The 13,296-nt window shown below is 67.7% G+C and carries 11 protein-coding genes; 5 read left to right on the top strand and 6 right to left on the bottom strand.

What is annotated here, in order from left to right; translation table 11 throughout:
• The first annotated feature begins 4 nt into the window (after positions 1–4).
• Positions 5–1,309: a pyridoxal phosphate-dependent aminotransferase gene (locus ACI1US_RS02310; RefSeq protein ID WP_461637856.1), complete on the top strand. Its 1,305-nt coding sequence runs from the start codon at positions 5–7 to the stop codon at positions 1,307–1,309.
• A 351-nt stretch (positions 1,310–1,660) separates the two neighbouring features.
• Here the strand turns inward: ACI1US_RS02310 and ACI1US_RS02305 are convergent, their stop codons facing one another.
• Together ACI1US_RS02305 and ald are read right to left on the bottom strand one after the other, a co-directional pair.
• Positions 1,661–2,194, bottom strand: coding sequence for a hypothetical protein (locus ACI1US_RS02305; protein ID WP_416549431.1), 534 nt, complete (start codon positions 2,192–2,194; stop codon positions 1,661–1,663).
• A gap of 60 nt (positions 2,195–2,254) precedes the next feature.
• A complete protein-coding gene (ald, locus tag ACI1US_RS02300) occupies positions 2,255–3,382 on the bottom strand; it encodes an alanine dehydrogenase (protein WP_416549432.1) in 1,128 nt (375 codons plus the stop codon).
• Positions 3,383–3,580: 198 nt separating this feature from the next.
• Between ald and ACI1US_RS02295 the strand changes: the two genes are divergently transcribed.
• Together ACI1US_RS02295 and ACI1US_RS02290 are read left to right on the top strand one after the other, a co-directional pair.
• On the top strand, positions 3,581–4,063 hold the full coding sequence (locus tag ACI1US_RS02295; protein ID WP_416549433.1) for an Lrp/AsnC family transcriptional regulator: 483 nt from the start codon (positions 3,581–3,583) through the stop codon (positions 4,061–4,063).
• A gap of 112 nt (positions 4,064–4,175) precedes the next feature.
• A complete protein-coding gene (locus tag ACI1US_RS02290; RefSeq protein ID WP_416549434.1) occupies positions 4,176–4,757 on the top strand; it encodes an isochorismatase family protein in 582 nt (193 codons plus the stop codon).
• A 32-nt stretch (positions 4,758–4,789) separates the two neighbouring features.
• Here the strand turns inward: ACI1US_RS02290 and ACI1US_RS02285 are convergent, their stop codons facing one another.
• The 4 genes from ACI1US_RS02285 to ACI1US_RS02270 form a co-directional block, all read right to left on the bottom strand.
• Positions 4,790–6,244, bottom strand: a complete 1,455-nt coding sequence (locus ACI1US_RS02285; RefSeq protein WP_416549435.1) for an amino acid permease — start codon at positions 6,242–6,244, stop codon at positions 4,790–4,792.
• A gap of 486 nt (positions 6,245–6,730) precedes the next feature.
• Positions 6,731–8,479 (bottom strand): cation:proton antiporter, encoded by a 1,749-nt coding sequence (locus ACI1US_RS02280; RefSeq protein WP_461637851.1) that lies wholly within the window; start codon positions 8,477–8,479, stop codon positions 6,731–6,733.
• Positions 8,480–8,699: 220 nt separating this feature from the next.
• Entirely contained in the window at positions 8,700–9,944 is a 1,245-nt protein-coding gene (locus tag ACI1US_RS02275) for a winged helix DNA-binding domain-containing protein (protein WP_461637849.1), read from the bottom strand.
• Positions 9,945–9,948: 4 nt separating this feature from the next.
• Positions 9,949–11,037 carry an NADH:flavin oxidoreductase/NADH oxidase gene (locus ACI1US_RS02270; protein ID WP_461637847.1) on the bottom strand — a complete coding sequence of 363 codons (1,089 nt, stop codon included), beginning with the start codon at positions 11,035–11,037 and terminating at the stop codon, positions 9,949–9,951.
• Between the two features lie 134 nt (positions 11,038–11,171).
• Between ACI1US_RS02270 and ACI1US_RS02265 the strand changes: the two genes are divergently transcribed.
• Positions 11,172–12,368 carry an exonuclease SbcCD subunit D gene (locus ACI1US_RS02265; protein WP_461637845.1) on the top strand — a complete coding sequence of 399 codons (1,197 nt, stop codon included), beginning with the start codon at positions 11,172–11,174 and terminating at the stop codon, positions 12,366–12,368.
• Positions 12,365–13,296, top strand: a 932-nt coding sequence (locus ACI1US_RS02260; protein WP_461637843.1) for an AAA family ATPase, incomplete at its 3' end; no start/stop codon positions are given. The genes ACI1US_RS02265 and ACI1US_RS02260, both read left to right, overlap by 4 nt.

The following is a 13,296-nucleotide window of genomic DNA, read 5'->3' as shown; positions in this document are numbered from 1 at the left end:
AGTCATGGTAAAGGTTCCAGGCCCGTTCAAGACTCCGCCGTCGATCCAGCTCGACCCGAAGCCGCTCGCCGAGGTGCCCGACACCGTGAGGCAGACAGGCGGCGAGGTTGGGGCGGGCCCAGCAGGCTCCCCGTCGCTCGCCACCCCGATGCGCGGGGCGTCGCGCCGCTCCGAGATCCCCGTGTTCGAGGTCATGCAGATCACCGACGAGGTCGCCCGCCGCCGCCACGCCGGCCATGACGTCGTCTCGTTGTGCGCGGGAGAGCCGAGCGCGCGACCTGCGCCCGGCACGCTCCAGCCCGCGGGCTACACGTGCCCCCTCGGCACCACGCCGCTGCGCGAGGCGATCGCCGGGCACTACCGCGAGTGGTACGGCGTCGAGGTCGATCCTGCACGCGTTGCCGTGACCACGGGATCCTCGGGCGCGTTCCAGCTCGTCTTCCTCGCCGCATTCGACCCGGGTGACCGCGTCGCGCTCGTGAGCCCCGGCTACCCTGCGTACAAGAACATCCTTGCGGCGCTCGGCGTCGAGGTTATCGAGATCGCGACCGGCCCCGACACCCGGTACCAGCCCACGCCGGAACTTCTCGACACCGCGGTGCGGGAACACGGCGACCTCGCGGGGCTCATCGTCGCGTCGCCCGCGAACCCGACCGGCACGATGCTCGGCCGCGCCGAGCTCCAGGCGCTCGTTGATTGGTGCACACGACACGGTGCGCGCTTCATCAGCGACGAGATCTACCACGGCATCTCGTACGCAGAGGCGGGCCCCGATCAGCGCGGCGTGAGCGCCGTCGAACTCAACCCGGATGCGATCGTCATCAACTCGTTCTCGAAGTACTGGGGCATGACGGGCTGGCGGCTCGGCTGGGCGCTGCTGCCCGAGGACCTGCTCGCGCCCTTCGAGGCGCTCGCCTCGAACTTCGCGCTGTCGCCGCCCGCGCCCGCGCAGGAGCTCGCGATGCGCTCCTTCTCAGCGGAAGCCTATGCCGAGCGCGACCGCGTGGTCGAGAGCTTCGCGAAGGCCCGCGCCCTCATTCTTGACGCTGCACCCTCACTCAACTGGGGCGCCGCTGCACCGTCAGACGGGGCGTTCTACTACTACTCGGAGCTCGGCCCGCAGCTCGAACGCTACGCCGACTCCTCAAGCTACGCGCGTGCGCTGCTCGAAGGGGCGAACGTTGCTGTGGTGCCAGGTGGCGACTTCGACCCCGTCGCCGGGCACCGCGCCGTGCGGCTCTCGTATGCAGCGGGCGAGCCCGCGGTCGCGGAGGCTCTCGACAGGATCATCCGCTTCCAACAGGGGTAGGCCCCCGCGCGCGGGGCCACTCAGGCAACCAATCAGCGAGGGGCCGCCGTGCGCGCCGGGTGATGCCGGGTGATGCCGGGTGATGCCGGGCAGCGTTGCGGCTTCCCCCTGGCTGGGACGCCCCCGAACTCTGAGGCCCCGATTAATCTATTCCACCCTGTTTACGGCCCGCGCAAGGGTCGTTCTGGATTAATCGGGGAGGTCAGGATGCGAGGTAGGACTCCCTGCGAGGTGCCGGCACTCGCACCTGCACCGGTCCTGTACCTGCACCCGTACTTGCGCCCACACCGGTCCTGCTCCGATCCCGGCGTCCGCACCGGTTCCGGCTACCGCAGACGCGCGACGCGGAGCCTACTTCACGCGGATCGGGGTCCCGACGTTGACGCCGAAGCGGGCCTGGAGCGCTTCGGTGACGGTGCCGGCGACCGTGCGGTCGCCGAGTGGGCCGGGGCCCGCGCCGAGCGCCGCAACCACTGCGGCGGCCCCGGGGACGTCAACCTCGATCGAGGTGATCGCCTGTGCGAGCGGGCCCTCGAGGCCCGCGATTGCCCGGGAGATGGCTGAGCGCACCGCGCGCATGAGTGCGTCGGTGTCTGCCGGATCGACGATCTCGCCCGAGTCGACGGGAAGCGGGCCGCCAACGCCGCGCGGGCGCTTGAGCTCAACCTCGCTGCGGGTGTAGGTCACGCCGTCGCCGGTGACGACCTCGGCGATAGCGGTCGATCCTTCTGGTGAGCTCACGAGTCGCACGAACACGTCGAGCTCGCTCGAGGAGGAAACCGGGGTCGAGGCGACGCCCGCGAAGGGGAGCGGAATGCCCGAAGGGGCGCCACCGTGATCGTGCTGATCAGGTGACGCCCCTCCGAAGGTGAACTTAAGATCCATGGGATCTAGCGTACTCCTGTTGGGTGCGCGCGAGGTGCGCGCGAGGTGCGCGCGCCGCGCTTACGCGTTTGCTGCGAGTACCTCGTCGACTGCCTTGAAGGGCAGCTCGGGGAACGCGTCTACGACGCCCTTGAAGGTCACAACACCGTCGTGTGCGTTGAGGCCCTTCGCGAGTGCCTCGTCTGCCGAGAGTGCCTTGACCCAGCCCTTGTCGGCGAGTGCGACGACGTAGGGGAGGGTTGCGTTGGTGAGTGCTGCGGTCGAGGTCTCGGGGACCGCGCCGGGCATGTTCGCCACGCAGTAGTAGATCGAGTTGTGCACCGGGAAGGTGGGATCGTCGTGCGTGGTCGGGCGCGAGTTCTCGAAGCAGCCGCCCTGGTCGATCGCGATGTCGACGAGCACGGAGCCCGGCTTCATCTGCGCAACCATCTCGTCGGTGACGAGCTTGGGTGCCTTCTCGCCCGGGATGAGGACCGAGCCGATGACGAGATCGGCTTCCTTGAGTGCCTCGGTGATGTTGTGCTTGTTCGAGGTGCGGGTCTGGATGCGACCGTTGAACTCGTCCTCGAGCTGCTTGAGGCGGGGGATGAAGATGTCGATGACGGTGACCTCTGCGCCCATGCCGTACGCGATGCGTGCTGCCTGCTCGCCTGCTGCGCCGCCGCCGATGACGACGACCTTGCCGCGACGGGTCGCGGTGACGCCGCCGAGGAGGATGCCGCGGCCGCCGTTTGCCTTCATCAGCGAGTAAGCGCCGACCTGGACCGAGAGGCGACCTGCGACCTCGGACATGGGGGCGAGGAGCGGGAGTCCGCGGTTCGCGAGCTGCACGGTCTCGTATGCGATTGCGGTGATGCCCGACTCGACGACTGCCTCGGAGAGGGTCTTGTCAGCTGCGAGGTGCAGGTAGGTGAAGAGCACCTGGCCCTTACGCATCTTGCTGTACTCGGAGGGGATCGGCTCCTTGACCTTGAGGATCATGTCGCTGTCAGCCCACACCTGGTCGGCCGAGGGGACGATGGTCGCGCCAGCGGCAACGTACTCGTCGTCGGTGATCGCTGAGCCGAGGCCAGCGCCAGCCTGCACGAGAACCTCGTGGCCGCGCTGCTTGAGCTCGAAGACGCCCGCCTGCGTGATGGCGACGCGGTTCTCGTTGTTCTTGATTTCGGTGGGAATACCGACGCGCATGATCTTCTCCAAATAAATGCGTAACGGGTGTGTGTATGCACCGCGCGATCCGGCGGGCTTCCCCCCAAAAGGGGGTCGAAACCACGGATGTGACGCGATAGGATTGAAGTATATTCGATATCCGCAGAGAATTGGTGAATTCTCTGCGGAATCAGTTGCGGGGCATGTCTCGCACGAAGCAGAAGAGGGAATTCACGCATGGAATCGAAGAATCTGCGCCCCGAAAGCGATCTTGACGCCGTCGACCGCAAGATCATGGAAGAACTTCAGGCAAATGGCCGAATGACGAACGCAGAACTCGCCGAGCGTGTCGGAGTCGCGGCCTCGACCTGCATCGCTCGGGTGCGCAACCTCGTGTCGCGCCGGGTCATCACTGGCTTCACCGCGGCGGTCGATCCGCGCGCGATGGGGCTCGACCTGCAGGTGCTCGTGAGCGTCACCGTCCGATCCGGTGCGCGGCAGCGGATCGCTGAGATGAGCGACGAGCTGCGATCCCTCCCCGAGGTTATGCAGCTGTTCTTCCTCGGCGGTGTCGAGGACTTCATCATCCACCTCGCCGCGCGCGACTCCGACCACGTCCGCGATTTCGTGATGGAGCACCTCTCAGCGCACCCCGCGGTCTCCTCGACGCGCACGAGCATCGTCTTCAGCCACCACCAGAACCCGGTGCGCCAGGCCTAAGCCGCTTCCTCAGCCCGGCGGCGTAGGCTGGTGACTGGTCGAGGCTGATCGCCGCAGGCCAGTCACACACGAACCGTCGCCGATCTGGCGGAGATGTAAGGGGTGGATCACCGTGTCCCGTGCGCTACTGATTGTTGATGTGCAGAACGACTTCACGGAGGGCGGCGCCCTCGGAGTTGCCGGCGGAACCGCGATTGCGAAGGGCGTGACCAAGCTCTTGCGGGACGAGCGTGCCGCCGAACAGTACGCGCTCGTGGTCGCCTCGCGTGACTGGCATGATCCCGATGGCGATAACGGTGGGCACTTCGCGGCACCTGGCACCGATCCTGATTTCGCAGGCACCTGGCCCGCGCACTGCGTGAGCGGGACCATGGGCGCGCAGTACCACCCCGCGCTCGACATCGACCGCATCGACGTCCACATTCGCAAGGGCATGGGCGAACCGGCCTACTCGGCCTTCGAGGGTGTCGCCGGCGACGACCGCACGCTCGCCGAGGTGCTCGGCGAGGCCGGCGTCACCGAGCTCGACGTTGTTGGGATCGCGACTGACTACTGCGTGCGCGCCTCAGCGCTTGACGCGCAGGAGCTCGGCATGCGCGTGCGCGTGCGCGGCGATCTCATCGCGGGGGTGGCCCCGGACACGTCGGTCGCCGCGATCAAGGAACTCGCCGCCGCCGGCATCGAGATCCTGTAGCGCGCGGGCTGCTCGCTACTTTCGCTACTTTCCTACTGCTCGACGCCGTCCGCGCTGTCAGCGAGCTCAGGAATGTCGACGGCAGCGGTGAGCGGCTGCCCTTGGCGCACGAGCCGCCGCTTCGTGAACTGCCAGAGCACGGCGAGCAACACGAACCAGATCGGCGTAAACATCAGCGGCAGCCGCGTGTCTTCAGCGAGGAACAGCGTGACGAGGATGAACGCGAAGAACGCGAGCACAGCCCACGGCGTGAAGCGTGCAAGCGGGGTGCGGAACGAGGAAGCGGCGTGCCGCTCCGGGTACAGTCGCAGGTACCGAATGAACGCGACCGCGATCATGCTCCACACGAACAGGATGAACGTCGACGCGACCGAGGTCACAAACGTGAATGCCTCGATGACGCTGTCGCCGAGCAGCAGGATCGGTACCGCCGACAGCACGAACACCGTCGAGAAGAACACCGCACGGCGCGGAACGCCCCGCGAGTCTGTGAGGGCGAAGCCGCGCGGGGCGTGGCCGTCGCGTGCGAGCGAGTGCATCATGCGCGTGCCCGAGTAGAAGCCTGAGTTCGCGCTCGATGCCGCCGACGTGAGCACCACGAGATTGATCGCGAACGCCGCCGCGCTGAAGCCCGCGTACGCGAACGTGGTGACGAAGGGGCTGAGCTCGGGGTCGAGCTTGTCCCACGGGGTCACCGCCATGATCACGGTGAGCGCCCCGATGTAGAAGATGAGCACGCGCACCACGATCGAGTTGATGGCGCGGGGGAGGTTACGCTTCGGGTCCTTGGTCTCTGCGGCCGCGGTGCCGACGAGCTCGACGCCGATGAATGAGAAGATCCCGAGCTGGAAGCCGAGGAGGAAGCCGGTCGCGCCGAACGGGAACATGCCGCCGTGATCCCACAGGTGGGTGAGTGTCGAGCGCGTGCCCGTGTCGGGGTTCTCGAAGCCGGTGACGAGGAGGATCACGCCCGTCACAATCAGCGCGAGGATCGCGACGATCTTCACGAGCGAGAACCAGAACTCGAACTCGCCGAAGAACTTCACGGGCTGCAGGTTGAGCAGCACGAGTACGACGGCGGTGATGAGCGCCGGCACCCAGTTCGGAATGTCGGCGTTGATGTATGCGACGTAGCTCGTGATCGCGATGATGTCGGCGATGCAGATGACGATCCACGTCACCCAGTACGTCCACGAGACGAAGAAGCCTGCCCACGGGCCGATGAGATCCTTCGCGATATCACCGAACGTCTTGTAGTTGAGGTTTGACAGCAGTAGCTCGCCGAGTGCCCGCATGAGCAGGAACATCATGCAGCCGATGACCGCGTAGATGAACAGCACCGAGGGGCCCGTGAGGCTGATGACCTTGCCCGAGCCAAGGAACAGCCCGGTGCCGATCGCGCCGCCGATGGCGATGAGCTGCAGGTGCCGGTTTGAGAGGCCGCGCTCGAGTTCGTCGGTGGTTCCTGAGGTGGCGGGCTGTGCCATGCTCGTGTGTTCCGTTTCTGTGTGTGCTGGCTGCGGGTGGATCCAGCGGTGGATCCGCCCCGGTGCAGCAGCGACGTTCTAAGAGCAACCACGGACCCGGCCCCGGTCAGGCGGCCACGCAGTCAACGCAAAAACGCGACATGTCGGGGCTGAGAGATCCAATCATCACCGACAGGTCGCGCGTTCTGCCACCCACTGTAGCGCGCCGAGCTCCGAGCGCCGCTATTCCTGAGGCAAATTTGATCCCCCCGAGCGGAGGGGATCACGACCTGCACAGCTGCGAGTGCGTAGTGTGGCTCGGCTTCGCCAAAGCGGCTCCTCACAACTGAGTGTGCACACCCGAGCGATCAGGCGCGACGAGATGCCATGACCTCAGCGAGGTCAGGGGCTTTGTGCTGCCGATCACTCCTGACTTCGCTGAGGACATGTCTTCTGAGCACGATCCCAGCGCGGCTCCCGAGATCGGTTCGTCGCGCCCGGGCCTGCCTACTCACCCGTGAACGGCGAGAGCCTGGCCTCCTGTGCGTCGAGCGCGAGCCCCGCGGCCCTGAGCGCCTTCGAGCTGTAGCGCCCGATCGCCCGCTCCTCGAGCAGCGTCGCCCGCTGAGCCTCAAGCGCGATCCGCGTGAGCCGCACGTACGACTCGGCCGGGGTTTCGGCGGTCGGCACGAGTACCGCGCCGGTCTCGTGGAACCGCAGCGCGAGCGGGCCGAGCGCCGCCTTGGTCGAGATCTTGGCGCGCTGCACGATCGAGTCGGGCGTCATGATGCGATCGGGATCGTCGGTTTCGATCGTGAGCTCGTCGTCGATCGCTTCGAGCCCCGCGTCGACGAGGTCGTGGCTGAGCGCCTCAACCTCGGTGTTGTCGACGCCCGACTTGACGCCGCGCGGCCACAGCCACTTGATGACCGCGGGCAGGGTGAGCCCGTGGAGCAGCAGCGTCGCGACCGCCACGAGGAACGCGATGAGGATGATCTGCGGCCGGTACGGCACGTCCGTCGAGATTGACTGCGCGGCCGCGAGCGTCACGACGCCGCGCATCGCGCTCCAGGTGAGCACCACGCCGTCACGCCAGCCCAGCTGCTGCTCGATCTCGTGGTCGAGGTCGGCCTGCGCGCGATCCTTCATGAGCTGGAGGCGGCGCTTGGCTCGCTCGTTGTTCGCGCGCCCGTTCTTCGCGAGCTTCGCCTCGAGTTTTGCCTCGAGCCTGGCGAGCTCGTCGCCCTTGGCCCGACGCCTGCGGGTCTCCCCGCGCATGAGGAACACGAGCGGTACGACGAACAGCGCCCGGCTGACAATGAGCAGCAGCACGAGACCGCCCGCGATGAGGGCGACGTGCCCCAGGTGGAAGTCGGAATCGGTGACCTGGTTCACGAGCACGTGCAGTTGCAGCCCCATGATGAGGAAGACGCCGTTTTCAAGGATGAACGACACCGTCCGCCAGTTCAGTCGCTCGTTCGTGCGCGCAACTGCGCTGAAGCGGCGCACCGAGTGATAGCCGGTGTAGAGCCCGGTGACGACGACCGAGAGTACGCCCGAAGCGCCGATGACCTCGGCCGGGATGAACGCGACGAACGGCACGACGAACGAGACGAGCGTGTCGTGCACGGGGTTGTTGAGGCGCGCGCGGATCCACACGGTGATGAACCCCATGAGAAACCCGACGCCGATCGCCGCGACGACCGAGAACGCGAACGCCCCGGCCGCCTCCCAGAACACGAAGCTGCCGGACAGTGCCGCGAGGGCCGTGCGCAGCAGCACAAGCGAGGTCGCGTCGTTCACGAGGCTCTCGCCCTCGAGGATCGAGACGATGCGTTCGGGGAGACCGAGCCGCTTGCCGATGGAGGTTGCAGCGACCGCGTCGGGCGGGCTGATGACCGCGCCGAGCGCGACCGCGGCGGGGAAGGGGAGCGCGGGGACCGCGAGGTGCAGCAGCCAGCCGACGAGCAGCGCCGAGAGGATCACGAGCAGCACGGAGAGCCCCGCGACCGGGCGCAGGTTTCTGCGGAAGTCGACGAAGGGCACGTTCATCGCGGCCGAGTACAGCAGCGGCGGGAGGATCCCGAGCAGGATGATCTCGGGGTCGATCTCGACGAGTGGCACCCACGGGAGGTACCCGATCCCGATGCCGACGACGACGAGGACAAGCGGCGCGGCGATGCCGATCCGGCCGCTCACGAGGGACACGCCGACGAGCACGACGACGGCGGCGACTGCGACAAGGGCAAGCTCCATTGCACTAGCTTCTCATGGCTGGTGCACTGGCGCGGTGCTGGCGCGGTGCTGGCGCGGTGCTGGCGCGGTGCTGGCGCGGTGCGCGGGTGCCGGTGGCGGCAGCGGGAGCCCGCGAAAGCACCCCCTTCCTGCAAGAGCACCCGATTCCTCCGCGTAGAAATCGGGTGCTCTTGCAGGAAGGGGGTGCCCTTGTCAGCGCGCAGTCGGTTGCTTGGCGCAGTCAGGAACCTGGTACGGCGAGGGCGAGGTCGGGGTGAGGCCGCCCGGTGAAGTCAGCCCAGCGGGTGCTTGCGGGGCGGATGGCTTCGAGGTCGATGCGCTCGCCCGAGAACGGGGTGACGGTGAGCAGGTCGCGTTTTGGGTCGCGCCGCCACGTTCCGACCGTCCTGCCGTCTGCGACGACGGTGGCGAGGAACACGCCGTTCTTCCCGGGCACGAGCTGACCGAGGTGCGCGGCGTCGAACTGGGGAGAACGGTCTTGGAAGCCCAGGATGTGTTCGTCGAAGGCGGGCAGGAGCTGCCAGTCGCCCGCTTCGCCCCGGGTGTGTGAAACGGCGGGCGCTGCGGCCTCGAGGGCTTCGAGCGCATCCGGATCAACCCAGAGCGCCCCAGCGGTGCCGGAAACGCCGGCGCGGCGCGCCTCAACGAGCTGACCGGCTTCGACCGCGAGCGCGAGGCCGCGGCTCGCTGCGGCGGCCGGGAGCTGCGCCCAAGCCGCGAGGTCCTTCCGAGTGACTGCCCCGCGGCCACGCACGTAGCGGGCAGCGAACTCGCGCAGGGCATCATCGCCGCTCAGGGTGCGCGGCCGGGGGATCCACTCAGCGGCGAGCACGAGACGCGGTTCTGGATCAGCACTCCCGGCCGCGGCTTCAGGCACCGGGCCAAACGTGGTGAGCCCGTTCTGGCACAGCCACCAGATGAGGTGGTAGCGCCAGTTCGGTTGCCAGTCGATTCCGGCAGCTGTCCAGACCTCGGCAAGCTCAGCGCGGTCGAGGCTCCGGCCGCCTGCGAGAGCGGCGAGCGAGACCTCCGTTGCGTGCTCAAGCACTCGGTCGCTCATGCCGAGGATCTCGCGACGCCTGGCTGCGCCTGCGAGCACGCGCGGGTTGGTGAGCTGCTGCATCCAGCCGATGTCTGCTGCGGGCACCAAATGGACGGTGCCGCGCATCGGCCAGGACCGCACGATGCTCCCGTCGTTCAGCGCCGCCGTCACGTCTGCCGCGGTGAGCCCTGGGGCACGGACCCCGATGGCCCACTTTGATGATCTCCAGTCTTGCCCCTGCAGCGCGAACATGTGGGTCGCGACCGCGAGGCTGCGCGCTGCGCCGGCGGAGGCACTATTGCTACTATCGTCGCCGGCACTGCCCGCGTTGGTGCTGCTGTCGTCGGCCCTCAGCGCGCCGTCGAGTCCCAGCCCGCGCAGTCGCACGCGGAGCAGTTCGGCCTCGGAGAGCGTGAGCCCCATCTGCTCAGAACCTCGCGCGGTGGTATTGCGGGGGCACCAGCGCCGCGGCTGCGGGGGCGCGCAGCTCGGCCGCCCACTGCAGCGGCAGGTGCGGGTTCGTGAGCAGGGGCCGTCCGACGAAGATCACGTCGGACTGCCCAGTCACGAGGATGCCCTCAGCCTGCTGAGCTGAGGTGATCGCGCCGACGGCACCCACCGGCAACGTGCCGCCCCGGCGCACCCGCTCGGCGAGCGCAACCTGATAGGAAGGCCCGACAGTCAGTGCGGGACTCGGCGAGTTTCCCGCTGAGGAGACATCGATGAGATCCGCACCATCGGCGGCAAACCATGCGCTCACGGCCACGGCGTCTTCCACTTCGAACCCACCGTCGACCCAGTCGGTGCCCGAGATGCGCACCAGAATCGGCAACTCAGGGTGGCGTTCGCGGATCGCCCGAATCACCTCACGGGTGAGCCTCGCCCGATTCTCCAACGAGCCACCGTACTCATCGCCGCGATGGTTTGACAGTGGCGACAAGAACTCCTGCAACAGGTAGCCGTGAGCCGCGTGCACCTCGACCGCGTCGAAACCGGCCCGTACTGCGCGGTCGGCCGCGTCGGCGAACGCGCGCACGACGCCTGAGATCTCTGCCACCGTGAGTTCTCTTGGCTCGGTGAAGTGCTCGTCAAACCGCACAGCTGATGGCGCGACAGTCGCCCAACCGCCCTGTGCCGCAGGCACGGATCCGTGCGGCTCACCGGGCCACCCCTTGAACGAAGACGCCTTCCGTCCTGCATGGGCGAGCTGCACTGCGATCGCCGCCCCGTGCGAGTGCGCGATGCCCGCGAGTCTGGCGAACGCGAACTCCTGCTCCTCGTTCCAGAGTCCCAGGTCTTCAGGGGAGATCCGCCCCTCCGGCACCACCGCGGTCGCTTCCATCACGACGAGGCCCGCGCCGCCGCGGGCGAGCCCGCCGATATGTTGCAGGTGCCAGTCGCGCGGCACCCCATCGCGTTCAGCCACCGAATACTGGCACATGGGGGAGACCCAGAGGCGGTTGCGCACCTCGAGCCCACGGAGCGTGAACGGCTGGAAAAGGATGGGATCTGCCATGAGCCCAGAGTAGCGACAGCCACCGACAAACGCGCGAAAGATCCGGTCGCGCTTCTCCCCGCCCGCCGAATGTCGGAGGCCTGTGCCAGGCTTGACCCAGCACCGACCCCCCGACCTGAGAGGAAGAGCCCGTCTTGCGACTGCTACACACCTCCGACTGGCACCTTGGCCGAAGCTTCCACGGTAATTCGACGCTGCCCCAGCTGCGCGAAGTGCTCGGTACACTGCCCGAGATCATCCGCGAACACCGCATCGATGCTGTGCTCGTTGCCGGCGACGTCTTCGACCACGCGGCTCCGGCGGCCGAGCTCTACGGGGTGCTCGCGCGCGCGATCCGGGGCATCCGTGAAGCAGGTGCCGTCGTGATCATCACGAGCGGTAACCACGACAACGCGGCTCGGCTCGGTTTCCAATCAGAATGGGCAGGTCTCGGCGGCGTGCACGTCGCGACCCGCGGCGACGCCTTCCGCGAACCCATCACGCTCAGCGACAGCTACGGTGCCGTCGACGTCTTCGCGATTCCCTACCTTGAGCCAATGCTGCAGACCGGCCTCTACCCCGGAGAGAAGCTGCGCAGCCACCACGCACTGCTCGGCCGTGTCATGGAGGAGGTGCGCGCGCTCGCCGCAGCGCGCGGCAACCGCAGCGTGGTGATGTCGCACTGCTTCGCCGTGAACAGCGGCGCTGCTGAGGTGTCTGCTGAGGCCGTCGCGGAGGCAGGCGAGGGCCTGGTGTGGGATCTCACGGCGGGCGGCGTCGACGTGGTGCCGACCACGGTGTTCGACGGTATCGACTACGCGGCGCTCGGACACATTCATGGCCGCTCCGAGCTCACCCCGAGCATTCGGTACAGCGGGGCACCGGTGCATTTCTCGTTCAGTGAGGCTGCGAAGCCGCGCGGCGGGTGGATCGTCGAGCTCGGCAGCGAGGGGTTGAGCGAAGCGACGTGGGTAGATTTCCCCGTTCCGCGCCCGCTCGCCCGCCTCCGCGGCACGCTCGAAGAGCTCCTCACCGAGACTGAGTTCGCCGAGCACGAGGCGAGCTGGGTGGAGGCGACCCTCACCGACAACGTGCGCCCCATCGACGCGATGCGGCGGCTGCGCCAGCGCTTTCCACACTGCGCGCACATCGAGTTTGCGCCCGCGGAGCGGCAGGCGGTGCGCGCGGCGACGTACACGGAGCGGGTCGCCCGCAAAACCGATCTTGAGATCGTCGACGAATTCCTCGACCTGGTGCGCGGGGGAGAGCAACTCGATGCCCCCGAACGGGAGCTCCTGCGCGAGGTTATTGCGAAGGTTTCAGCCGCGGGAAATGTGGGGGAGTCAGCGTGAGAATTCGCAAGCTTGACGTTGAGGGATTCGGCCCGTTTCGGGATCGGCAGATCCTCGACTTTGAGGCGGCCGCATCCGGCGGACTGCTGCTCATCTCAGGCCGAACAGGCGCGGGGAAGTCGAGTCTGCTCGACGCCGTGAGCTTCGCGCTCTATGGACAGGTGCCACGTTACGACGGGCAGGTGTCGCGGGTACGATCGGACCACTCGGGGCCCGAGCTGCCGACGCTCGTGCGACTCGAATTCGAGGTGGCGGGCGACCGCTACCTGGTCGAGCGGAGCCCCGAATACACGCGACCTGCGAAGCGTGGTGGTGGCACGACCACCCAGAAAACCGAAGCCAGGCTGTGGCGCTGGGACGAAGCTGCGGGCGACTGGGAGGGCCTCGCGTCGCGCCCCGTCGACGTCGCTGCCGAACTCACTCCGGTGCTGCGGCTCAACCATCAGCAGTTTCTGCAGGTGGTGATGCTGTCGCAGGGCGGCTTCCAGCGATTCTTGCGCGCCGCAGACGACGAGCGGCAAGCGACCCTGCGCACACTGTTCCAGACGGGGCGCTTCGCCGACATCGAGGCCGCGCTCGCTGAACGGCGCAAGCGGCTCGACGGCGCGGCACGCGAGAGCGAGGCTCGCATCGAAGGGCTGCTCGGCGGGCTCGAAGAAGCCTTGGAGCGCGACAATGCGGTACGCGCCGAGGGTGAGCGCGATGCGGCGGAACAGGCCACCACGGTCCCTAACCACGCAGCCGGTGCAGGCCAGGCGGGGGAGCGCACGCTCTCCGTGCGCCGCGACGCCGCAGTCGCTGCCGTCACCGCGCTCGAGACGCGCGCGCAGGAGCTGCATGAGACGCTCGAACAGCGCCGGGAAGCTCAGCGGGAATCCGCCGCCGCACTCGAGCGCGCTCGCACGCTCGCGCAGGCGCAGGAGCGGCT

The organism is Leucobacter sp. BZR 635 (genome assembly GCF_048061935.2).
In the GTDB taxonomy this organism is placed as follows: domain Bacteria; phylum Actinomycetota; class Actinomycetes; order Actinomycetales; family Microbacteriaceae; genus Leucobacter.
This window is presented reverse-complemented; position numbering and strand designations above follow the sequence as displayed.